25 protein-coding genes are annotated in these 23,469 nt (G+C 48.8%); 23 read left to right on the top strand and 2 right to left on the bottom strand.

Features of this window, described 5'->3' with window-relative positions:
• Positions 1–50 precede the first annotated feature (50 nt).
• Positions 51–422 (top strand): winged helix-turn-helix transcriptional regulator, encoded by a 372-nt coding sequence (locus AC0YNU_RS06075; RefSeq protein WP_475754272.1) that lies wholly within the window; start codon positions 51–53, stop codon positions 420–422.
• Between the two features lie 64 nt (positions 423–486).
• Here the strand turns inward: AC0YNU_RS06075 and AC0YNU_RS06070 are convergent, their stop codons facing one another.
• Complete coding sequence (locus AC0YNU_RS06070) at positions 487–1,191, bottom strand: protein-glutamine gamma-glutamyltransferase (RefSeq protein ID WP_475754270.1); 705 nt, start codon at positions 1,189–1,191, stop codon at positions 487–489.
• 305 nt (positions 1,192–1,496) lie between these two features.
• On the opposite strand from AC0YNU_RS06070, the gene AC0YNU_RS06065 reads away from it, so the two are divergent.
• The 14 genes from AC0YNU_RS06065 to AC0YNU_RS06000 all read left to right on the top strand — a co-directional run bounded on the left by AC0YNU_RS06065 (position 1,497) and on the right by AC0YNU_RS06000 (position 13,163).
• A complete protein-coding gene (locus AC0YNU_RS06065; RefSeq protein ID WP_475754268.1) occupies positions 1,497–2,381 on the top strand; it encodes a putative RNA methyltransferase in 885 nt (294 codons plus the stop codon).
• 328 nt (positions 2,382–2,709) lie between these two features.
• Complete coding sequence (locus tag AC0YNU_RS06060; protein WP_475754266.1) at positions 2,710–4,188, top strand: class I adenylate-forming enzyme family protein; 1,479 nt, start codon at positions 2,710–2,712, stop codon at positions 4,186–4,188.
• On the top strand, positions 4,185–5,336 hold the full coding sequence (locus tag AC0YNU_RS06055) for a thiolase family protein (RefSeq protein WP_475754264.1): 1,152 nt from the start codon (positions 4,185–4,187) through the stop codon (positions 5,334–5,336). Before AC0YNU_RS06060 ends, AC0YNU_RS06055 begins: the two co-directional genes overlap by 4 nt.
• A complete protein-coding gene (locus tag AC0YNU_RS06050; protein WP_475754262.1) occupies positions 5,333–5,713 on the top strand; it encodes an FAS1-like dehydratase domain-containing protein in 381 nt (126 codons plus the stop codon). The genes AC0YNU_RS06055 and AC0YNU_RS06050 overlap by 4 nt, the downstream gene beginning before the upstream one ends.
• On the top strand, positions 5,710–6,060 hold the full coding sequence (locus AC0YNU_RS06045; RefSeq protein ID WP_475754260.1) for a MaoC family dehydratase: 351 nt from the start codon (positions 5,710–5,712) through the stop codon (positions 6,058–6,060). Before AC0YNU_RS06050 ends, AC0YNU_RS06045 begins: the two co-directional genes overlap by 4 nt.
• Positions 6,053–6,895, top strand: coding sequence for an SDR family oxidoreductase (locus tag AC0YNU_RS06040; RefSeq protein ID WP_475754258.1), 843 nt, complete (start codon positions 6,053–6,055; stop codon positions 6,893–6,895). Before AC0YNU_RS06045 ends, AC0YNU_RS06040 begins: the two co-directional genes overlap by 8 nt.
• A gap of 54 nt (positions 6,896–6,949) precedes the next feature.
• Positions 6,950–7,936 (top strand): NAD(P)H-dependent flavin oxidoreductase, encoded by a 987-nt coding sequence (locus tag AC0YNU_RS06035; RefSeq protein ID WP_475754256.1) that lies wholly within the window; start codon positions 6,950–6,952, stop codon positions 7,934–7,936.
• Positions 7,937–8,018: 82 nt separating this feature from the next.
• Positions 8,019–8,813, top strand: coding sequence for a C45 family autoproteolytic acyltransferase/hydolase (locus AC0YNU_RS06030; RefSeq protein WP_475754254.1), 795 nt, complete (start codon positions 8,019–8,021; stop codon positions 8,811–8,813).
• A gap of 347 nt (positions 8,814–9,160) precedes the next feature.
• A complete protein-coding gene (locus tag AC0YNU_RS06025; RefSeq protein WP_475754252.1) occupies positions 9,161–9,796 on the top strand; it encodes a DNA-3-methyladenine glycosylase I in 636 nt (211 codons plus the stop codon).
• Between the two features lie 25 nt (positions 9,797–9,821).
• Positions 9,822–10,463 (top strand): class I SAM-dependent methyltransferase, encoded by a 642-nt coding sequence (locus AC0YNU_RS06020; protein ID WP_475754250.1) that lies wholly within the window; start codon positions 9,822–9,824, stop codon positions 10,461–10,463.
• Between the two features lie 160 nt (positions 10,464–10,623).
• Complete coding sequence (locus tag AC0YNU_RS06015; RefSeq protein ID WP_475754248.1) at positions 10,624–11,121, top strand: NUDIX hydrolase; 498 nt, start codon at positions 10,624–10,626, stop codon at positions 11,119–11,121.
• A 240-nt stretch (positions 11,122–11,361) separates the two neighbouring features.
• The gene (locus AC0YNU_RS06010) at positions 11,362–11,793 is read left to right on the top strand and encodes an SMI1/KNR4 family protein (protein ID WP_475754246.1); all 432 of its coding nucleotides are present in this window, start codon (positions 11,362–11,364) and stop codon (positions 11,791–11,793) included.
• A gap of 170 nt (positions 11,794–11,963) precedes the next feature.
• The gene (locus AC0YNU_RS06005) at positions 11,964–12,173 is read left to right on the top strand and encodes a hypothetical protein (RefSeq protein ID WP_475754244.1); all 210 of its coding nucleotides are present in this window, start codon (positions 11,964–11,966) and stop codon (positions 12,171–12,173) included.
• A gap of 117 nt (positions 12,174–12,290) precedes the next feature.
• Entirely contained in the window at positions 12,291–13,163 is an 873-nt protein-coding gene (locus tag AC0YNU_RS06000) for a PhzF family phenazine biosynthesis protein (protein WP_475754242.1), read from the top strand.
• 632 nt (positions 13,164–13,795) lie between these two features.
• Here the strand turns inward: AC0YNU_RS06000 and AC0YNU_RS05995 are convergent.
• The gene (locus tag AC0YNU_RS05995) at positions 13,796–14,533 is read right to left on the bottom strand and encodes an SDR family oxidoreductase (protein ID WP_475754240.1); all 738 of its coding nucleotides are present in this window, start codon (positions 14,531–14,533) and stop codon (positions 13,796–13,798) included.
• Positions 14,534–14,720: 187 nt separating this feature from the next.
• Here AC0YNU_RS05995 and AC0YNU_RS05990 point away from each other — a divergent pair, with 187 nt between their 5' ends.
• From AC0YNU_RS05990 to AC0YNU_RS05955, 8 genes are all read left to right on the top strand, one after another.
• Positions 14,721–15,632 (top strand): AraC family transcriptional regulator, encoded by a 912-nt coding sequence (locus AC0YNU_RS05990; RefSeq protein WP_475754238.1) that lies wholly within the window; start codon positions 14,721–14,723, stop codon positions 15,630–15,632.
• Between the two features lie 430 nt (positions 15,633–16,062).
• Positions 16,063–16,251 (top strand): hypothetical protein, encoded by a 189-nt coding sequence (locus AC0YNU_RS05985; protein WP_475756191.1) that lies wholly within the window; start codon positions 16,063–16,065, stop codon positions 16,249–16,251.
• A gap of 78 nt (positions 16,252–16,329) precedes the next feature.
• On the top strand, positions 16,330–16,590 hold the full coding sequence (locus AC0YNU_RS05980) for a hypothetical protein (protein ID WP_475754236.1): 261 nt from the start codon (positions 16,330–16,332) through the stop codon (positions 16,588–16,590).
• Between the two features lie 92 nt (positions 16,591–16,682).
• The gene (locus AC0YNU_RS05975) at positions 16,683–17,570 is read left to right on the top strand and encodes a phosphotransferase (RefSeq protein ID WP_475754234.1); all 888 of its coding nucleotides are present in this window, start codon (positions 16,683–16,685) and stop codon (positions 17,568–17,570) included.
• A gap of 82 nt (positions 17,571–17,652) precedes the next feature.
• The gene (locus AC0YNU_RS05970; protein WP_475754232.1) at positions 17,653–17,925 is read left to right on the top strand and encodes a hypothetical protein; all 273 of its coding nucleotides are present in this window, start codon (positions 17,653–17,655) and stop codon (positions 17,923–17,925) included.
• 671 nt (positions 17,926–18,596) lie between these two features.
• On the top strand, positions 18,597–20,372 hold the full coding sequence (locus AC0YNU_RS05965; RefSeq protein WP_475754230.1) for a sensor histidine kinase: 1,776 nt from the start codon (positions 18,597–18,599) through the stop codon (positions 20,370–20,372).
• Positions 20,350–21,972 carry a response regulator gene (locus AC0YNU_RS05960; RefSeq protein ID WP_475754228.1) on the top strand — a complete coding sequence of 541 codons (1,623 nt, stop codon included), beginning with the start codon at positions 20,350–20,352 and terminating at the stop codon, positions 21,970–21,972. The genes AC0YNU_RS05965 and AC0YNU_RS05960 overlap by 23 nt, the downstream gene beginning before the upstream one ends.
• Positions 21,973–22,049: 77 nt before the next feature.
• The gene (locus AC0YNU_RS05955; RefSeq protein ID WP_475754226.1) at positions 22,050–23,375 is read left to right on the top strand and encodes an ABC transporter substrate-binding protein; all 1,326 of its coding nucleotides are present in this window, start codon (positions 22,050–22,052) and stop codon (positions 23,373–23,375) included.
• Positions 23,376–23,469 lie beyond the last annotated feature (94 nt).

The following is a 23,469-nucleotide window of genomic DNA, read 5'->3' as shown; positions in this document are numbered from 1 at the left end:
TTACATTTAAGTGCAATAGTTTCAAAAAATGAACTATGGAGGAATAGCGGATGGAAATGGATACATCCTGCCCGGGCAAAGTCGAGCCGATTCTTGAAATCCTGGATAGCAAGTGGATGCTCCCGCTCTTATTCGAGTTGTTTAACGGTAACCGGAGGTTCGGGGAGCTGCGTCGCAAGCTGTATCCGATAAGCCCGAAAACATTGACGGATCGGCTGCGCCTGTTGGAGGAAAAAGGACTCGTCACGCGCACGTTGTACCCCGGCGTTCCGCTTCATGTCGAATATGATTTAACGGTCTCGGGGAAGGGATTGCAGCCCATTTTCGCCGCGATGTGGGCATGGACGCAGGAGCATGGCGACTATTTACGGACAGAGACGAACGAGCTGGGCGACGATGCGAAAACAGGGGACGTGGAATAAGGCCATCCCCTAAAGATGGCCTTGATTTCTTGAAATACTTGTAATAGATGAAACGTCTACTTGACTAATGCCGGATATATCTCCGAGCACCGATGCTCGCGCTCACCGCGTTCGGGTTTGAACGTCCGGCTTTATTGGTATACCGGCGAACGTTGGCCGGCGCGTATTGAGACAAATACGCAAAATCGGGATAGATAAACTGATCTTCGAGGTAGGCAGTTTCCGTTGCTTCCGCAACGCGGTGCTTGTTCAGTGACGAAATGATGCCTTCCGCGTTCTTGATGCCGATTCCGTGTCCGAAATAGAGATCGTCGCTCATTTTGATGACATTTTCGCCTCGCCATTCCGTTTTCTCCGGATTGACTTGCGGGTTTTTGAAGTACAATATGTCCCCTGGCCGCGCGTAAGCGCCGGGAGCGTGTTCCGTAATCAGCCCAAGGTCGCTGTCATGCTCCCAGGAGTACAGGTACAGGTTCGGAAACAGTTGGTTGAACCGCGATTCTCCGAGCGTATCCAGAACGCCCTTGTACATAATAATGATGACGGCCGTCGCGCACTCGAAGCCGTACTTTTTCCCATTCGAGAAAATGTCCCCGATGCCATCTGCCGGCGTCACGCTATCCTTCAGCTGAAATCCTCCGCTACTCGTCAAAATCCAGTAGTCCCGATTGCAAAACGACTTCCGAAACGTCGCGAAATCCACTCCGTTGCCGCTCAATTCCTTGGCTGCAGCAATTATATTCGACCGTAAAGTCGGTTCGAAATCCATGTCGGCTCCGCCTTCCTCGTTATCATCTCATGCCTATTCCATTGTATGGGCAAAGGATAATGCTTGTGATTATTAGCAAAGACGTAGAAGTCGGCATACACGATACAAAGTTAAGCGAACCATGCTACTATAAGAGTGTTTTAAGGGATTGCAATGAGGGAGAGTTAAACCATGGTCATCAAATTCATTCGTTTAAGGTAATGTAAGGCGCAGCTCACATAACCCGGCTTTTTAAGCAATTTGCTTGGGTTTATTTGACTGTGCCTTTTTTCATTCACCGAATACGAATGAAAGGGTGCTTTTTTGTGTTTGAAAAAAGTAAAAAGTTGATGAGCGCCGAGAAAATTGAACAGGTTCAAGAGATATTCAGATGCCCTTTATGCGAAGCACAGATGCAAGTGATCCATTTTCAACGTTTCGTTTGTCGCAACCGGCACAGTTTTGATATCGCGAAACAAGGATATATAAACCTCATGTCCCGAGCCGGCAGTACGAAGTACGATAAAAAAATCTTCGACTATCGGAGGATCATCAGCCATAGCGGTTTATTTAATCCCTTGCATGCTGCGCTAAGCGAAATGATGATGAATCAATTCCGGGGCAATGAACCGATAAGCATACTGGATGCGGGTTGTGGAGAGGGGTCCCACTTAAATCACATCCAAGTCGAAATCAATCGAAATAAAATCAACCCTCTATCGGCCGTAGGCATCGATATTTCAAAAGAGGGAATCAGTATGGCTGCATCTGGATATTCAAATGCGATTTGGTGTGTCGCGGACCTTGCAAACTGTCCATTTGCAAGTCGGCGATTCCAATTCATTTTAAACATTCTTTCGCCGGCAAATTATTCGGAATTCCACAGATTGATTAGCGGTGATCACGGTTTGGTGATTAAAGTCGTCCCGGATCAGGATTATCTAATCGAATTGCGAGAACGCTTTTACCAGGGGTCAAATAAACAGGTGTATTCAAATTCACTTTCAACTAACCGCTTCAACGAGCACTTCAAGTTATTGGATGTTGCAAGCATTCGATATCAAGTTAATCTCGGCGAACCCTTGATTGAACCCTTGCTCGGCATGACGCCGTTATCTTGGGGGACTTCCGAGGAGCGCATAGAAAAAGTTCTACAGATGAATCTGAAACAAGTCACGATGGACTTTAAAATTTTGATTGGCAAGAAATAACCCGCATCAAGGAAGCCGGTGTTAACGAAGCCTTTCGATGCGCAAAATGGCAGGTTCAGTAAATTCGCTCGTTCATTTGTCAAATTCGGAGTATTAAGCTTACGAAGCTGCGACTGCTTCTCGGTATTCTACTGAGGAGCGGTCGTTTTTTTCTGTTCAGCCTCGATACTGGCCGAAGGATGATTAATTGTTAACCTGCAATATTTATTTTGGTTTACAATTCAAAGCCGCCGAATTATAATTCAAACCATTAGACGTCGACTTCCTTATCCTTTTGCCTCTTTATGGGCTTGCCGAAATAAACATTCTAATTAGGGCGTGACTCAAAATGAATCTGGTAGCGTCTATACGAAACCGTGTATCACAGGAAACGGACCGAGTCGCTATTTCGCATGGGCAGAGGCAGCTTACCTATTCCCAACTCTTGGAGCGGGTTAATAGAATTGCTTATGGATTCCAGCAATGCGGCTCTGATCGTGATAAAATCGCGATCCTGTCCAAGAATCGAATAGAGTTCGTGGAGGTTTTTATCAGTGCCGTTTATGCAGGGTATGTTCCCGTTCTGCTGGATCCCAAATGGAATCCGCTCGAAGTGAACAGCGTTATCCGACACTGTCAGCCAAGTATGATTTTTTGCGAACAAGAACTTGCCCCTATCCTATCGGGAGAACACAGCCACATCCAGCAGGTGACCTTCTCTAATGAACAGCCTGGCAGCTATGATCAGTGGGCAACCTCCATCGAGCCCGAAGTTCTTGAAGATCGAACCCATTCAACATTGTTCATAGGCTTTACATCTGGAACAACGGGAAGTCCGAAAGGGTATCTACGATCACATCTCTCCTGGCTTAGAAGTCTTGAGGCAACACATGCGGCTTTCCATCTGGATAGGATGGAGCATGTATTGGCCCCAGGGCCTTTCGTGCATTCCTTATCGTTATTCGCGCTGGTACAGACCCTATACAGCGGCGCAACCTTTCATATTTTACAGGAGTTTGAGGCTGCTGAAGTACTAAAGCTGTGCTCCGCGGTACCGGATACGATTCTATTCGTAGTTCCTACCATGATAGATTCGTTATTGCAACTACCCGATGCCGGCAAAACGTCCATTCAGGCGTTAATCAGTTCAGGCGGAGCATGGTCCGAATCATCGAAGCAAAAGTGCCGGCAGATATTTGCCGGAGCTAAGCTGTATGAATATTATGGCTCTTCAGAGGCGAGCTATATTAGCTATAGGGATGTCAGTGCGGGAGAAAAGTCCGGTTCATTGGGCCGACCCTTTGACGGGGTGGAAATTTCGATTCGCGATGAACATTTTCTGGAGGTGCCTGCAGGTACGATCGGTCAACTGTACGTTCGGAGCGATATGGTTTTCATTGGCTACTATCAAGCGCCTGAAGAGACGGAGGCAGTTTTTCGGGATGGCTGGCTGAGGACAGGAGACTACATGTATAGCGATCGCGACGATTATCTTTATCTGGCGGGGCGTTCACAAAATATGATCAAAACAGGCGGTCTGAAAGTGTTTCCGGAGGAAGTGGAGGCTGTATTGCAGCGCATTCCGCATGTTCGGGAGGTCATGGTTGTTGGCATGCCTCATGATCATTGGGGCGAGCAAGTCACGGCCATTATTCAATGGCACGGTGAACAGTTGACGTTAGACGAAGTCAAACGATATTGCATTGCGCATCTGGCCAGTTATAAGACACCCAAAGAACTCATCACCGTGGAAGAATTCATTTATACCAACAGCGGTAAAGTTGCACGGCAATCCATGAAGGATTATGCGAAAAGAGTGACGTTATGACAGATGCGGTCATTGTCATGGCGAAACGAACGCCGATTGGCAGAATCGGGGGAGTGTTGCGCAATTATGAACCTGAGGCGCTGCTCGCGCCGCTTATTCGGCATATGCTATCGGAAACGAACCTGGCCCACGACATGATTGATGATGTGATCATCGGAAATGTTGTGGGACCGGGAGGGAACATCGCACGCATCGCGGCCCTTGAAGCAGGGCTTCCCGTCACTGTACCGGGCGTAACCGTTGACCGGCAGTGCGGTTCGGGCTTGGAAGCAATCAACATTGCCGCTCGACTCATTCAAAGCGGGGCCGGCGAGATCTATCTCGCAGGCGGGGTCGAGAGCACAAGCCGTGCACCATGGAGGATACTCAAGCCGCAAAATCTGATGGGAACCCCGCAGTTGTATACGCGTGCCCGCTTTACGCCAAGCTCCTACGGGGATCCCGATATGGGAATGGCCGCTGAGAATGTGGCTCAGGCCTTTGCCATCTCAAGAGAGGCACAGGATCTTTATGCGTTAGGCAGTCATCAGAAGGCTGTGCGTTCCCGGATGACAGGACGATTTCGACAGGAAATCGTCCCTGTTCAAGCGGATGGAATCTGGGTCAGCGAGGATGAATGCCCAAGAGCGGATACCAGCTTGGAGAAACTGCAAAGGCTGCAGCCTGTTTTTCTCGAGCAAGGTACCGTAACGGCCGGCAATGCATGTCCCCTTAACGATGGAGCTGCGCTTGTCCTCATCATGTCGCATGAGAAATGCAAGGAACTGAATCTGCAAGCCGTGCTGCGGTTTGTAGATGCACGAGCGGCAGGAGTAGATCCCCATTATTTAGGCTTAGGCCCTGTTCCGGCTATTCGCAGCCTATTCTATCGTCACCAACTGACGGTAGACGATCTGGATATCGTGGAATTTAACGAAGCTTTCGCTTCGCAGGTGCTGGCCTCGTTGCAGGAGCTTCAGATTTCACCGGACAAGGTCAATATCGGCGGAGGAGCAATCGCGCTAGGCCATCCATATGGTGCATCGGGCGCGATCTTGATTACGCGTTTATACGCGGAAATGCTGCGGAAACCCTTTGCACGCGGAGCAGCTGCACTCGGGATCGGCGGGGGGATGGGTCTTGCAACCTTGGTCGAGGCAGTCGAATGAATAGTTTTACTTTTAAGTATCCTCTTACAGCAGCGTCTATTATAGCCTATTCACGCAGCATCGAGGCCCCCTTACAGAAGATGGGCGATGTATTGATTGCCCCATCCACGATGCCGATTACGTTTTGGACAATCGCCGATGTTCCATGGCTGGACAAGGAACAGACATTCATTCATGGCAGGCAGTCATTTACTTACGAAGCCCCGCTGAAAGCAGGTTCGCATCTTGTTTGCGAGTTGTCGCTAACGAAAATGGAAAAGAAGGCAGGCAGAAGCGGAGATTTGATTTTGTATACCCATATGCTTACATGCATGTGCAAAGGTGAACCGATCGTGACAGCGGAAACGGTATTGATATCCCGAGGTGGTCCATCATGAAAAAAAAAATAACGGGTGAAGCCATCCAGCAATACGCCGATGCTTCCAATGACCAGGCTGCTTTCCATATCGATTCCGAAGCCGCAATGAAAGCCGGGTTCAAGCGCCCAATTGCCCAAGGCATGTATATCATGGGCTTAGCTCAGTCCATGTATCTGCATAAGAATCCAACGCACTGGATCCGAACCGCTCGGATGACTTTTCTAAGTCCGTTATTGTCGGAAACGGCGGTGTACGTTGAATTTGAGACCATGCACGATGAGATTCACGTTACGGTTGTGGGCGAGCATGATGAAGTCGTAGCCAGTGGATATTTCTCGGCGGAGGGAGGTTTGAACAGTGAATAAAACCGTTCTCATTACCGGTGCCAGCAGAGGAATTGGGCGCAGCATAGCGCTGCAGCTTGCAACTAGCGGCTATCGGGTGGCTGTTAACGGAACGCAGCAAGCCAGCATTGACCGTGTTGTTGAAGAAATCCGTCAGCATGGAGGAGAAGCATCCGGTTTTTGCGCAAACGTCGCTGACCCGGCCCAGGTCACGGCGATGATTGAAGCGATCGTCGCGAAATACGGTTCGATTGATACTCTGATTCATAATGCCGGTCATTTGCAGGATCGCAAATGTATGCAGATGACGGACGAAGAATGGAGATCTGTAATTGACGTACACTTGAACGGTGCTTTTTATTGCATCCGGCGGGTGCTGCCCTGCATTCCTGATCGAGGCGGCGATATCCTATTGATTACTTCAACAGCCGGGTTGAATGGTTCTGTCGGACAAGTGAACTATAGTGCTGCCAAAGCCGGAATCCTGGGCATGGTGTGGACGCTCGCGGAGGAGCTGCGGCATCGTCGCATCCGAATCAATGCCATTGCCCCTGCTGCTTTAACGGATATGACCCGTCCCGTGATTGCGCATCTGAACGAAAAATATGCCCGCCGTAACGAACCCTTGCCGGCCTATTGGGACATCGGCGATTCGGATGATGTTGCACGCTTCATTAACATACTTCTGAAACGGTCCGATGAGGATTTGACTTTGACAGGAGAGATATTTGGGATCAACGGTTCCATGGCGACGCAGTGGCATAAGCCTTCAAGAGCCTGGTCGATGAGTGATCCTGAGGCATTTTTCAAGACGTGGAAAGATCGGAGTGACGAAGTCCGGTTACCAAGATTCTAGTAAGCACAAAATGGATGGAATAGTAGACGATCCGTCTATGGGGAGAAGATGGATATGAATTGGAACACGAGAATGACTGAATTATTGCATATCAACTACCCTATTATTCAAGGCGGGCTTGCCTACTTGGGGTATGCCGATCTTGCGGCGGCCGTATCCAATGCTGGAGGGCTGGGACAGATTACAGCGATGAGCCTTCCCAATGCTAGTATGCTGCGGATGGAGATTAATCGCGCGCGCACCATGACGGACAGGCCATTCGGAGTCAATTTGGCTTTAGGCATGCATGGTACTGACATTGAAGATCGACTGAAGATCCTCGTTGAGGAGAAGGTCCCCGTGGTATCCATCACAGGCGGGGATCCGACAATGATCCTGAATAGGCTGGCGCCAACGGATATGAAAACGTTAGTACTCGTCTCCTCACGTAGACAAGCACAGAAGGCCGAACGGCTCGGCGCGTCGGCAGTCATCGCGGTTGGCCATGAAGGCGGAGGACACCTCGGACGTGACGGCGTGGGTACCATGGTTCTGGTTCCTAGCATCGTCGATGCGGTTCGGATTCCAGTGATTGCTGCAGGCGGAATCGCGGATGGGCGCGGCTGGATGGCTGCTCATGCGCTCGGTGCAGAGGGTATTCTGATGGGTACCCGTTTTATCGCGACACAGGAATGCGTTCATGCGTCTGATGCTTATAAAAGGGCTTTGGTTAGAAGTTCGGAGCTAGATACCGCGATTATAAAAGCATCCATCGGTTTTCCGGCAAGGGTCCTGCGAAATGCTTTTGCTGAGCATATTCTAGACGTTGAAAGCCATACTCCCGGTTATGAAGCACTCAGGCACCTGATTAGCGGCGAAGCCAACAAACGCTGGATTCATGACGGTTTGGAAGAAGAAGGGTTTGGCTGGGCCGGTCAGGGGACGGGCTTCATTCATGATGTTCCCCTTGTGTCCGAACTGATGAAACGAATGATTCATGAAGCGGAAACCATTCAGAAACGCTTCGAATGTAGTTTCAAACAACCTGGAGGGGACGATTGATAATAGCAAAAATGATCAAGCAAAACTGATTATGTTTAGGTAAGGTTAATGCAAAAGGGTTTGGCGAGAAGGAGTGTCGGAGATGAGCAGCTTAATGAAGAAGTATTGGTTCAGACGCTTGCCTGTACTAAGACAGCATGCAGATGATTGGAATTCTCACATCACGCAGCATTGGAATCTCGATCACTTCCGTCCTCGGCAACCTATTGGGATTCATGAGGCAGGGCAACTGCTCGAGCAATATATGCCTGAATTGCTGCCCGATTTTGAATCTCTGCGATCCGCCTTGCCGGACCGACCGGGTCTGGCCCAAATGCTCGCCATGTATAATCTACCGCCTTTCTTCTCGGGTTGCAGCAACTCCATATCTCTGCGGCTGGGTCATCCAACGTTGATTCGCAATTACGACTTTGGCATCAATGAATTCAGTGGTGTCATCCGTTATGAACCGCTGTCTGATGGAGGATGGATTATGGGCTCCGCGGAATACGGCTGGGGCTACTTGGACGGAATGAACCATCATGGGCTTGCTGCGGCGATCACCTTCGGCGGAAGTTATCAGGTTGGCGACGGTTTTAGCATTCCTCTGATCGTCCGTTACCTCCTGGCGACTTCGATCACCGTTGCGGAAGCCGTGAAGCGGCTCCGCTCCATACCGCATCGCCTTGCTCAGAATATCTCCCTTCTAGACCTCGAGGGACATTACGCGGTCGTGTATACCTCTCCGGAAGGAGTGACGGTGGATCACGGACTTATCTGCTGCACGAACCATCAACGAGAGATGCAGGAAGCCGGGCACGGAGAGATCCGTACATTGGAACGGTTTGAACATCTTTATCAAATGGCTGGCAACGTAGCTCCGGCGGATTTTCTGTAAGAAGCTTTGTATAACAGGCGGTTCGCGGATTCTTTCGGCACGCTGTACACGGTCGAGATCGATCCCTTATCCAGGTCTGTTCGCTATCACTGGCCGGAAGGCCGACAATTAACTATCACGTCCGAATCGCCTGAGGCGGAGCTGATTATTCCGTTATCTGGTCAGTGAAAATAGAAGCAGCGGCACAGGTGCTTCCTTCGCGGGAGGCGCTTTTTGGCGTATCCATTCTAGCGAATTGACGTATGCAGGTAGAGTCATTAGGATATGATATAACGATATTAGAGAGACAACTGGTCTACGGTCGGCATGCAGCATTCGAAGTTGTGATCGAAAGAAGGAGAAGTTAAATGAGTATGACGATTGTAGGGACGGATGGGAAAGCACGGTGCCGCTGGTGTGGTGAAGTACCGGAGTTAATCGCCTATCATGATCAAGAATGGGGTTTTCCCGTTCGTGATGATCAACGTTTATTCGAGAAATTAAGCCTGGAGGGTTTTCAATCCGGACTGAGCTGGCGTACCATTCTTGCCAAACGCGAGAATTTTCGCGCCGCATTCCAACAATTCGATTTCGACACGATCGCCGGTTATACCCAGCAAGATGTCGATCGTCTACTCAACGATAAAGGCATCATACGCCATCGCGGCAAAATTGAAGCGGTCATCAACAATGCGCAGCGAGCTCAGGAACTCATCCAATCAGAAGGCTCGCTGGCAGCTTTCGTCTGGCGTTACGAACCAACCATCGACCAGCTAACGAAACCGCAAACGGCCACAATCACCGAAGCATCCCAAGCACTATCGAAAGAGCTGAAAAAACGAGGATGGAAATTCGTCGGCCCAACTACTATGCATGCTTTCATGCAAGCAATGGGACTGATTAATGATCATGTTGAGGATTGCACCATAAGAACAAGCGTTGAACATGCGCGTGCGGACTTCAGGCGACCAGGGCATAGACAAATGGAACGATCACCTGGTTGACTTTAAAACGTGAGGAGGTCGTATGATGGCGAAACGTTCGAATGCGTCTGATCAATTGCATTGGAATCAAGTGTATAACCGATCAAACCTTGGCAAGCCAGTCTACGATTTATGGCTCGATGCCTATGAACCGTTGTTGGCTGGAGCGAAGAATGACGCCATTATCGATCTAGGCTGCGGCTACGGCTGTGATACGCTTTATTTGACGGAGCGCGGTTACCGCGTTATAGCTTGCGACTTCTCGGAAAAGGCGCTAAGCCGTGTAGCCGAACACATACCGGAAGCCGAGACGAGGCAGGTTGATCTGACAGCAGGCTTGCCATTCGCGGACGGAAGCGCCGGAGCGGTAGTGGTCGATTTGTCGCTTCATTATTTCGCTTGGCAGGATACCGTTACGATCCTCAAGGATATCGCCCGGGTACTGAAGCCGCGAGGCGTGTTGCTGGCTCGCTTTAACTCGGTGGATGACATTCACTATGGCGCCGGACTTGGGGTTGAGCTGGAGCCGAACTATTATGAGCATGATGAACGGCGTAAACGGTTTTTCGATGAGGGCGAATTGCGCCTGCTGTTTGCGGATTGGAAAATTGAAGCCGTGAGAGAGACGGAGCTGCACCGCTTCAGCAAGCCGAAACGGTGTTGGGAATTGGCTGCTGTAATGGTGTAAGCGATTTTTTTGCTAAGCTAGCGGGAGACGATAGTTCAATGAATCTTGGAGCAGTTTGCCAGTGGCAGCTGCTCCTTTTTCATTAAGCTAAAATGAAGGATAATGAGAAATATTTGAAGAAGTTTAGTGGAGAAAATGTACTTTAAGAGGAGTGTCGTTATTGAGCCAAAATGAGCAATGGCATCGCCATTTGGGGGCATATGGGATCTGTTTGAATGATGATAAGCTGTTAGTTATTCAAAAAGGAGGCGGCCCCTACTTCGGACGATATGACCTACCTGGTGGCACTATTGAAGCTAATGAGTCATTATCAGCTGCTGTACAAAGGGAGTTTGTTGAAGAAACAGGGCTCATTGTAGAAATTAATGAAAATGTTGGGGCTTGTGATTATTTGGTTCCGTACAATTTGCCCAAGAGGGGTACATCCCACATTCATCATGTTGCTGTATTTTATTTGGTTCAAATTATTGATGGTACACTCACGCGATTTCCTGAAAATTTTGATGGACAAGACTCTCTAGGCGCATTATGGATACCACTTAATGAAATGACAGCTAATAATTCCTCCCCTCTCGTTCTCCAGGTCATTGAATGGTTAAAAACTAGGGTAATATCTTTTGAGTTTAAGCGACTGGATACTTGGACGTTATGCAAATGACGAACACTCAGCTATCGGAGAACGTTAGCTGCATGACGAATATGGTGAGTACGAAATGTAATCACCTTATTTAACTAACCCTATACTGATTGCAAATGCCTTGAAAGAAGGAACAACTTTGAGATCTATAAAGATGTCTTACCTTACTTCTCTCCTCCTTTTATTTTAATAGCCTCTGGAAGTTCCGAAAGCAAAAAATATGGTATGAACGATAACGCAATTGAAAAGGATGGTTCGTCTATGTGGAAAGATTATATAAATACGTTTACGCAAGAGTACAGATTCAATCCCCCAGCTAATGAAAATGAAATAGCTCAGATAAACGAGAAACTAGGTGTTGTGTGTCCTGAAGAACTGACATGGTTACTCCTTCAAACAAACGGAATTGATCATGAGTTAGGTTATCCCTTGATTTATTCAACGTTACAAATTGTAGATAGAAATATAGAAGAGAGGACTTCTGAAGACAACAAGGAAATGGGACTATCCTACGATGACATGCTGCTATTCTCAGATGCAGGAAATGGTGATTACTTCGGTTATATTATAAAAAATGGGGTTGTCCAAGATGGAATTTATGTTGGAGGCCATGAAGAAGGCAGCAGAACGAAAGTAGCTTCATCACTTAGGGAATTCATTAAAGGTTGGACTACAGGTGAGATAGCTATATAAAATCATGGTTTTTAAAGGTGGCAATTAAGTAGTCTTTATACTATTGAAACGCTTTTGACACGACGGCATTTCCGGCAAACGTTTGGCCGCCGCTGAGCTAACGGGTAGATTAACGCAACAATTCCTTCCTGCGTTCGTTGTAATATAAAGAAAGGCCAGGAGGAAGAGACATGAAAATAATACGAATAATTGTAGTAATCGCAATACTGTTAGTTCTTATATTTTCGTTCGCATTAACACCGCCTGGTAAAAACCTAAGAATTAATGCCGCTGAAAGGCTAATGTCAACTCGATTTCAAGATGAAACCTGGATTCTTGTGGGAAAAGATAAAAGAGATGAACTGATAAAAGAGTTTGAACAAAAGTATGGCATTGAATGAACCCAAATAAAAAACCCAAAGAAACTGCAACCCGCAAGGCTGAATATGCTCAACTAACGGGCAGGATTGCTCAATTGTTTTCGCGAATATTGTGGTTATTAAGTTGGGGGTGTTCATGTGAAAATAAAAGTTATTCATTATGACGCATTCAGTAATATTCCTAACATGGGAAACCCAGCGGGGGTAGTATTGGATGGCGAAAATCTTACTGAAGAGCAAATGCGCGAAGTGGCTCAAAAAGTAGGATTTAACGAAACGGCCTTCCCACTTAAATCCATTAAAGCAGATTTAAGAATTCGTTTCTTTACTCCAGGTCATGAAATAAATCTTTGTGGTCACGCAACAATGGCAACTATTTATGCGTTAAAAACGAGAGGTTTGTTGGGTGATAAAACTGATTTTACAATTGAAACAAACGCAGGGATATTGCCAATTAGACTTAATTCAAGTGACGGACTTTATATAACAATGAGGCAAGCTATTCCCCAATTTCAAGAATTTAATGGCTCATTTCAAGAATTGGCTTTTTCTATGGGAATAGAAGAGAGCGATATTGAGACAGAACTACGAACCTTGTATGGTAGCACGGGAACGTGGACATTGTTAATTCCAATTAAAACACTTGCAGTTTTTAAACGAATGAAGCCTAAGAACAAGCTCTTTCCGAACATTTTAAGGGAAATGCCTAGAGTATCTATCCATCCTTTTTGTCTAGAAACATACGATACAAATGCTCATATGCATGCACGTCATTTTTCATCTCCGTTTTCGGGTACAATTGAAGACCCAGTAACTGGCACTGCCTCTGGGGTAATGGGGGCTTATTATGCAAGATATATAAATAAGGAATCTGCTTCACTTAGCCTTTTAATTGAACAAGGTCAGGAAATCGGAAGGGATGGCAGAATCCGAGTAACGGTAACAAACGGTTATGTCATAGAAATTACGGGAAATGCTGTGTATGTTAAGGACTTAGAGGTTTTATTATAATCCACAGTGTTACCTCGAAATGATTCGGTTTCCTCACTCTGACTCATGAATTCGTAGGATTTCACAGTTGGATACTGATAGAAGAAGAAGATAGGCCGGAGCTTGCTGCTGGGTTGAAGTGAAAAGGGCATGCGTAAATAAAGGTGAGGAATGCTCACCCACATTGTTCCATTTACGCACGTCTCCACTTCGTCTTAGCGATTCTCGCTCCCATGTCTCAACGGGTCATCGCCCTTTCAATCCTTCGTCACATCTAGCTAAGAGGTGGAGGTCGGTTTTTCTAACGGAACGGGTCCGAGCCCTTTTGCGTAATGTCTCCCGATACTCCGTGCTTCTTGTCATCCTGCGAATGCTTGAGCTGGTGAGGACCGACCGATCTTAAGCTGCTTGTTGTCATCCGCGTGAACGAGTAACTCATAGTACTTCACTAACGAGGAATTGAACATAAGACTATGGAGAAGCTGCCTTCACGACTGGCGGCTTCAATACGCTAACATATTCAAGAACAAACTAAACTATCCAAATGAGGAACGTTAGTTCGATATAGGTCCGCCAACCGGGAGTTCAGGTGAAACAATGAGAAAGAGATCGCAATGCACCAATCAAGCAGGTGCAGGCGATCTTTTTTAGAATTAATTAAACCCGCCGTTCACGCGAATCGTCTGTCCAGTAATCCAACGAGCTTTGTCGCTTACAAGCAGATCTACAGCATTAGCTATATCTTCTGGTTCCCCAAGGCGTCCAAACGCATTCATCCGGCGGAACGAATCAACAAGCTCCTCGGATTTGCCGTTCAGGAACAACTCGGTCGAAACCTGACCAGGTGCTATACAATTGATAATGATATTCTTTGGAGCAAATTCTTTGGCCAGTTGACGGGTTAACTGCTCAACCGCTCCTTTTGTTGCGGCATAAACACTATAGGTCGGGAGCATGGCACCGGATACGGATGTCGAGAAATTGATGATCGTTCCGCCGCCTGCCATATGTCTCATCGCTTGCTGACAAGCAAAGTAGGTCCCTTTGACATTAATATTGAACTGCCGGTCAAACATCTCTTCCGTCACATCCGTAATCGGCGTCGTTTCCAAAACACCTGCATTATTTACTAAGATATCTACGCGTCCAAATTGTCCAAGCGACTCCGAGAACAAGGCTTCGACCTCGCTCAACTTGCTGATATCGCCGCGAATGGCCGCTGCTTCACCGCCTGCTTGCTCAATCAGCTTTACAACTTCATTTGCTTTATCTTGATTGGAGGAATAGTTAATGACAACTTTTGCGCCTGCTTGCCCCAATTGAATGGCGATTTGACGGCCAATTCCTCTCGATGCTCCAGTAACGATTGCGACTTTTCCTTGTAAACTCATTTTAAATCTCTCCTTTCTAAGTTCATTCTGATGTTCTATTAGATGATTCCAAGTGACTGTCTACAACATAGATTATATAAAGTACAGGATTACAACCGGTAGAACATAACCGTTCGTTCCTTGCCTAATTCTCTTTCATCCAGCTACAATAACATAAACTACTCTTTAAGAAAGGAATTCACGTTCCATGGATGAAACTCAGCGTTTGGAGCAGGCGTTGCAGCAAATGGCGGATTTGATACAATGCCACGCTCCAACGAGCGGCACGTTTCCTACTTCTGTTCCTAACTTGTCCCTGATGCATGCTGCGCAATTGCCAGAGCCGCTGGAATCCGTATATAAGCCTTCCATCTGCCTGGTAGCGCAGGGAGCAAAGACAGCTACATTAGGAAATGAAACTTATAGGTACGACCCTATGTCTTATGTGGTCATTGCCGCTGATCTGCCGATCATCAGCAAAATTGTAGAGGCAACACCTGACATTCCGTATTTAAGCATGAAGCTGAGCTTCGACCCCGATGTGATTCTGGATATTGTAAAAGAGAGCAGTCCCCTGGTTTCCTCGGAGGCTTCACGCGGAATAACGATGAATCGGATCTCACCGGAATTGCTTGAGGCCGCCATACGGCTTCTGCAATTGCTGAACAAGCCGAAGGACATTCGGATTCTTGCTCCGCTCATTATTCGTGAGATTTTGTACCGCGTGCTTCAAGGCGAGCATGGCGAGCTTCTCCTTCCGTTTGCGATCATCGGCAGCCATTCGCACCGCATTGCTCAAGCGATTCAGATAATTAACCAGCAATACGATCATCCGCTCGCAGTCGAGCAGTTAGCAAAGTCAGTAAACCTTAGCACATCGGCTTTTCACAAACATTTCAAGCGTGTCACGGCGTTGAGCCCGCTTCAATATCAGAAAACGCTGCGCTTACAGGAAGCTAGACGCTTGATGCTTACCGAAACGGTTCAAGCCTCCGAAGCTGCCTTCCGCGTTGGATATGAAAGCCCCTCCCAGTTCAGCCGGGAATATACCCGGATGTATGGACTGCCGCCAAAGCTGGATGTCCAGGAGCAGTGCGCAACACCAGCAACAGGGCCATGACGATGGATCGTCACGGCCCTGTTTATTATTTAATCTTATAGCGATTTCGGAAGAATCATTTCATTCGCGGTAGCAATCGAAGGCATAGCGAAATCTGGCTGGACCACTGACCGTAAAATGAATATCTATTAAACAAAATCTTGAGCAAGTATTAAGAATAGGTAGAAAACAAAAGAGACCAGACATCACCTAGCGGAGGCGATACCGATCTTGTCATAATTCTGTAAAAGTTACCTATCAAATGAAAGACTAACAGCGAATGGCCGCTCGCGCGGACCACTACGGAGGCGGAGGCACTTCTTGCGCTTGCAGAGGAACGGGGGGTAAAGCACGTCGTTGGACTTCAGGCGCGTGCCAACCCAACCGTCCGCTATATCCATGAGTTGCTCGTGAAGGGAACCGTTGGCCGCATCCTAGCGGGGCGGCGCATATTCTTGATACGATTGAATATATGGTGGCCCCGTTTGCCGAGGTATCCGCGACACTGACCACGCAATATCCTGTGGTGAACGTTATTGAGACTGGCAAGACCGTGAGGGCGAATGCACCAGATCACGTGCTTGTCGCCGGTAAGCTGATTCAGGACGCGGTCGTTTCGGCTCAATTCATCAACGCCTGAACACCTGACTTTAAGTTGCGGATTATCGGAACTGAGGGTGAGCTGGTTGTTACGCCTCGAGATGGGCTGATGTTCCAGATGGACCGACTAAGCATTAGCATTGTCCGACCGTCCGGTGATACAAAGACGATTGAAACGCCGGACGTCTACGCCTCGATCGCAGGAGATGCGTCACCAGGGCCGGGTTATAATGTCGCCCATCTCTATGCCTTGTTCGCGGAGCGGCTCGCCGGAGGTGAGGTGGAGCTCCCCGACTTCGCGCAGGCAGTGCGAATGCACCGCCTGATGGACGTCATACGCGCAGCCTCCACGACTGGCGTTCGCCAAGCGGTAGTGTGAGGCGTTGAAGGTCATCAGGAAAAGCCGTAATTACCATGGTGTACTGCAAGCAGTCATAAGCGGTATCATACTGAGGAAACGAGGACAGGTCTATGGATGATTTGCAAATTCTATTTCAAGAACCCATCCTCCGGCAAACGGAGCTTAATCCCGGATATGACGATCATGCCAGCGATGTTTGGCTCGTTCAGACGGAAACAGAAGAAGTCGTCGTGCGCTCGACTAGGATGCAAGAGCTGCCCGATAACGATTTCTGGTTTGGATGCAGGCGATTGTTCGGAGTAGATCCGCGGCAGATTGACGAGGTAGTGGCGATCAATCGCACGCTAAGGCCGTTCACTTCGATACCAGTGCCGGAAGTGATACGACAAGGGTCGTCGAACGGCCGCGACTATCTGGTCGTCGAGAAGTTGCAAGGCTCGACTTGCCGTTCGTTTATCGGTCTGCCGTCCGCCGCACTCGTCGGTTTGGGAACGGGAATCGCCAGTCTTCATCGGTTTCGATCCGACTGCGCGGGGACGATATCCGGCAGCCATCGAACGCCACGAACGGATTTTCATGATGCGCTTATCCATACTATGGTCGAGTTGGTTAATAACTACTACCCCGAACATCAACGCATCCGGCAACTGCTCCCGTCGATGATCGCATTGGTCAAAGAATTGCCTGTTCCAAGCCACATTACTTTCGTCTTAATCGATATGGATCCCACTCAGTTTCTGACAAACGGTGAAGAATTGACTGGCCTCGTAGATACAGAAGTTTATGCATTGGCACCGAGAGAAATGGAATTTATCGGCTTGGAGTTCGTCTTGGACGAGCTCTCTGCGAAATATTTCAAACAAGCGTATGCCCAACTCCTAACTCTGCCGGATCTCGAACGATACAGATTGCCTTACCGATTCTTCTATCGGCTGCTTCGCGTTCAGGGCAGCGTAGACGTGGATGAGTGGTTGAATCATCCGGTATTATTCAAGTAGAGGCGTTAAGTTGAATGGGAACGATCGTTCAATGAAAATGGAGGCTACATGGCCAACTAATTAAACTGGAGTCCATAGGAGCATGATAGAAATGTATTTTCATAGACAACCAATAGCACAATGCAGTATTTGTTCTCAAGGCTGGGTTGTTATCCTAAAGGAATTAGCAAGTAATATGCTTTATCCTTACTGTAACGAATGTGAAGCTGAATGGAATAATCCTGATGAATATATGAATAATGGACAATACGAACGCTTTAAACGAGGTGAGAGTATCGACGCAACTGATAGAGAATTGATGTCAGTAGGCTGGGATAAGTTTATAAATATTGATCTAAAGAATAGGATTCCATAGGATCACTGGGTGAAATTTGAAACTGCACTATTCAGAATCGACATAATAACAATGTATAATTAGCCTTTCGAGATGGAGATAATATGGAAGTCAATTGTTCTGCCGAAGAACGTTGACGTGAAGATATGGACGGTAGACATTCTCGAATGTCTACCGTCTTTTCTTTGATGTTGGGGGTCAATATGCTCCCTTGTCTTGTCTCAACGAATGGGCAGATTACATTTCGGATACCACTGATATATCCATTTTCGAAACGAGAAGATCATCTCTCGGCGCGGTCGCCCTGTGCGGTGAAGACTGCTGGCCAAGAGGATGGATCGACGATTGTTAATAGCCCTGAAGCCCTATAATAGCAGTTGCTTGATGCAGGATCGATTTGAAAAAGAAACAGGACACCGAAAGGTATCCTGTTTCTTTTTTTATGAATGTTATCCGGTATGGATAGGGTTTTCCCCCTTCAAAACGCCGAACCTTGTACCTCCAGTTTTACTGTAAATGGAAAACAAAGAAGGGGAAATCCCGCTATTGGCGAATTTAAGGGGTCAATCCTTAGCAATGAATGGTGAGGGGATGTATTTTGTCCCAATCGCCCAGCTATCACAGAAGGGAGGTAAAGTTTCAAAGCGGTAAGCGGATCATCAAATCTGGCAGGAAAGAAAGGATAAATCCTCATGCGGTTTCGGCATCTGCATTCGATCGTTAATCAGCTGTTTTTGTTTTGTTTTATCGGCATGACGCTTCCGGTACTTGTGATGGGCTTCCTGTCCTATAACAAATCTTCGGCTATTGTGGAGGAGCAGGTTAGCAAGGTCGCGTCCCTAACCATCACGCAGGTCAGCGACAAACTGAATCTGTTCTTCAAGAAGCTTGACGACTCCTCCATGATGGTGCTCAACAGCAAGCTCATTCAGGAGGTATTGGAGCAAAAGTCGGAGACCACCCCTTACGAACTCAATGAGATGGTGAAGAACAGCAAAGAGCAGCTAACCTCCATTATGATCAATTCCTCGGAAATTCTCGACATCTACATCTTCGATGTCAAACGCAACAATTCCGTGTTCAGCGGAGATTCTCTTATGTCCGTCCCCGATCAATGGGATTCGGATTGGTATGAAGCCATTCTGAAGGCGAACGGCAATACGGTCTGGTTCGGAATATCGCAAACCTCGTACCTGAAGAAAACGGAAATGGGCTTTCCCGTATTCGGGTTGGGCCGCGCCATCCGCAGCTGGGAGACGGGGGAGATCATCGGCGTGATGTTCTATGAAATCATGGCCGATCTGCTCATTGACGAGCTTGATCGCGTGCAGTTCGGAGATACCGGCTATATCTATGTGACCAATGACGAGAACCGTTATTTCTATCACCCCGACCCGGCGGAATACGGACAAGCCTCAAGGATCGAGCTGCCGGAGAAGATGCGGCAGAGCGATAGCGATAAGAAGAAAACGCTGGTTATTCCCGAGAAACTGGATAACGGTTGGCATGTGGTCGGTGTTGTTCCGCTGAAGGAGCTGACCGCGGACTCCGCTAGTATCCGCAATTTTACGCTATGGATCGCTTTGGGCTCCATCGTGCTTGCTGTCGGCATGGGGATCTTCGGAATCCGCAAAATCGGCAATCCGCTCGTCAACCTAAGCCGGCTGATGAAGAAAGGCGAAGCCGGGGATCTGACGGTCAGAAGCGGTCACATCGGACGAAACGAAATCGGTCAGTTGGGGCGCAGCTTCAACAAAATGATCGGACAGATCGCGCTCTTGATTGAGCGCATCTCGGAAGAGGAATCGGAGAAGAAGAAGGCTGAAATCCGCGCACTGCGCTACCAGATCAATCCCCATTTCTTGTACAATACGCTGAACTCCATTCGCTGGATGGCCAAGCTCAACCGCACGAATGATGTGGATAGCGCCGTTACGACGCTTGTTCAGCTGCTGGAAGGGAGTCTGGAACGGGGAGGCGTATTCGGCACCATCGGCGGCGAGCTTGAGCTTCTGGAGAAATATATGATGATCCAGGAATACCGGTACGAGAACAAAATAGAGCTGTATACCGACTGTCCGGAAGAGCTGCTCGACATTCCGATCCCCCGCATGCTGCTGCAGCCGATCGTGGAGAATGCCATCTTCCACGGGATTGCTCCCAAGGATGAGAAGGGGACGATTGCCATCCAGGTACGGCAGCTGGGGGAGGATCTGCTTATCCGGATCAAGGATGACGGAGTCGGCATTGATAAGGAGCTAATCGGCCAGCTGCTGATCAGCAGCAAGGAGCGTACGACGAAAGGGATGACCAGCATCGGGCTGCGGCATGTGGATCAAACGATCAAGCTGTATTACGGGAATGCCTACGGGGTAAAAGTGGCCAGCTCAGAAGGGGAAGGCACTTCGGTGCTGATCACGTTCTCGCGGAGAAAGGAGGACAAATATGTGCAGAGTGCTGCTCGTTGACGATGAATTCATGGCCAGAGCCGGACTTCGCGAAACGTTCGATTGGGAGGGAAACGGCTACCTGCTGGTGGGCGAAGCCGCAAACGGCGTTCGTGCGATGAAGTGGCTCGAGAACGGGGAAGTGGATATTCTGATTACGGATATCGCCATGCCGGTGATGGACGGACTGGAGCTGACGCGCCGAGCGCGGGATCTGTGTCCCTGGGTCAAGGTTTTGCTGCTCAGCTGCCATAGCGATTTCGACTATGTGCGGGAAGGGATCAGGCTGGGCGCGTCCGATTATATCTTGAAACCGACATTGAACGCCGATTCGCTCAAGACGATTCTGGACCAGATGCGGGTGAAGCTCCGGGAGGAGCAGGCGAACCGGGAGCTGCTCGAGAAGTATCGGGACAAACAGCTTGCCGAGCAGCAGGAAGAGCTGGAGAAACTGTTGATTGAGGCCGTTCGCGGCAATGAGGAAGCCTGCGCTTCGCTGATCGTGAATCTGACGGATATTCCGCATCGTTACGGCATGGCCGTTCTTCAGGTTCATGGCAACAAGCCGCATTCTCTGGCGTCTGAAGTCCGGCTGGGCCGGGGGATTGAATCCATGAAGACCCTTTTGTACGAAAGGCTGGAAGCTCCTGCTGCCGCCGCAATCCACCCGGATCTGCTGATAGCGGTTATTCCCGAACGGGTATTGTCAGCAGGGCAGGCGGAGGAGGTTGTCGGCCAAGCCGTCCGGGGCGGGGAGCTGGCCGATGATGTGTATGCGGCTGGAATCAGCAGGCTGCACGGGGATTTGCGGGAACTTCAGGCTGCTTTTGCAGAAGCGCAGCAGGCGCTCGAGGATACATTCTTTTACGGTCCGGGCAGCATCGTGCTGGCGGAGGAAAGGCCTCAGCCGGAGCGCCAGCCTCTTCCCGATCATGGCGACGTCTTGCATCTGCTCAAGGAAGCGCTGGCTGTGGAGAATTATTCCGAAGCCTTGCTCCAACTGAAGCGGATCACCGGCCATTGGAGCCGCGAATTCAAGACGAAGCAGCAGGTCGTTGTTGAAGCCGAGCAGATGCTCAGCCTGCTCACGTTAAGCAAGCATAACAATACGGCGATGGTGCATCATATCCGCAAGCTTAGCAAACTTGATTTTGCGGCGGATATTGCGGAGCATGTGGAGACTTGCTTTAGCAGCAGGCCGGTGCCGGACGACGCCGGAATTCCGGACACCACGCTTCACGGGCGGATCGTGATGCAGGCGGTGCAGTTCATGACGGAACGTTTTACCGAGGCGATTTCCCTTCAGCAGGTGGCGGATGAAGTCAATGTCAGCCGGAATTATTTCAGCGAAATGTTCAAGAAGGTGACGGGGAAGAACTTTATCGATTATCTGATTGCCCTGCGGGTCAACAGGGCCAAGGAGCTGCTCACGGAGTCAACGCTGAGGGTCTATGAGGTCGCGGAACAGTCGGGCTTCAACGACGTCAAGCATTTCAGCAAGCAGTTCAAGAAAATTGTCGGCCTCTCGCCGGGTGAATATCACGGACAGCCCCATAAACCGGGAGAAGAAGCAAACAGCGGAAAACAAGACACATTATCGGAACAAAAGCCGTTTAGTTGAAAAATTTCGTGTTTTATAATAAAAGCGCTTCCATTAGAGGTGGAGCATGGGTGGACAATTTAAAGGAGGAATTCGTAATGAAAAAGCAAAAATGGTCGCTGCTGGCTCTTGTTCTTACTCTAACGATTCTGCTGCAGGCTTGTTCGTCTGGCAATGAAGAAGGGCAGACAGAAGGGGGAAATGCAGCGCCATCCAAAGGGGAGAAAGTGAAAATCACCTGGGCGACATGGGGAAATCCTGGCGAATTGACGAGATTTCAGGAATTTACCAAGGATTTTAACGCCAAGCATCCCGATATTGAAGCCGAACTCATTCCGATTCCCGGCGAATACGATCAGAAAATACTTACGCAGCTTACGGGCGGCAAAGCGCCGGATATCTTTTATGCGGGCGATGCCTTCATCGTGAAGCTGATCGAAAATGGCAGCATTGAAGAGCTGACGCCCTTGATGGAAGTGTCGGGCAGCACGCTGAAGAAGGACGATTACTACGAAGGACTGTGGGGCGCAGCGCAGCGCGACAACAAAATTTACGGCATCATGGTGGACTGTAATCCGATGGTTCTCTGGTACAACAAGAAGGTACTGAAGGATGCGGGAGTCACGGATATGCCTGCGGATCTTCAGGAGAAGGGCGAATGGACGTGGGACGCATTCAAGCTGATGACCGAGAAAATCCGCACGACCGGCAAATACGGCTACGTGCTGGATAATTCCTGGAACAGCACCCACAGCTGGGTAACCGCAAACGGCGGTAAAGTATATGACGAGACCGGAGCCTATGTCGGCAACTCCGATCCCAAGGCGAAGGAAGCCTTCCAGTTCCTCTATGACAATGTGAAGGCCAAAAATATTACGTTCTCGGGTACGCTTCCCAAAGGTCAAGGCGGCGATGCCATGTTCATGTCGAATCAGGTCGGATTCGTCGGCGCCGGACGCTGGTACCTCCCGCTGTTCAAGAAAAATGCCACTCTCGAATATGACGTGGTAACCTGGCCGACCAATACGGGCAACAAAATCGAGCCAGCCGGCATCCCCACTGCTTATATGGTATTGAATAAAGCTTCCAAGCAAAAAGAAGCCTCCTACAAGTTCTTGACGGAGTTCGTCAGTAAAGAAGGCCAGATTTATCGCCTGCAGGGCGGCGGCAACGCCGTTCCGTCCGTCAAAGGAGCGGACGACGTAGTGCTGGAAGGCAATCTGCCGGAGCATGCGAAGCTGTTCCTCGATGCCCGGGAAGTCGGTTATGCGCTTACGCCTGCCGAAGCCGGCATTCCAGGACTCAGCGCGGACATTAACTCCCGCTTTGAAGCGCTATGGCTCAAAAATGAGGATCTGGATACGGCCATGCAGGAGATTCAGGATCTGGCCAACAAAAAAATCGACGAGTATAAGAAGAAATAAGGCCAGCAAAAGAAAGTTGGGATGACGATGGATGTGAATACCAGGCAAACACAGGCAGCAGGCACCTTAAGCCCGGAAATCGGCCCGCAACGGC

The organism is Paenibacillus sp. J31P316, assembly GCF_056269105.1.
The sequence above is the reverse complement of the archived record's forward strand: the minus strand, read 5'-3'. Positions and strand labels throughout refer to the sequence as shown.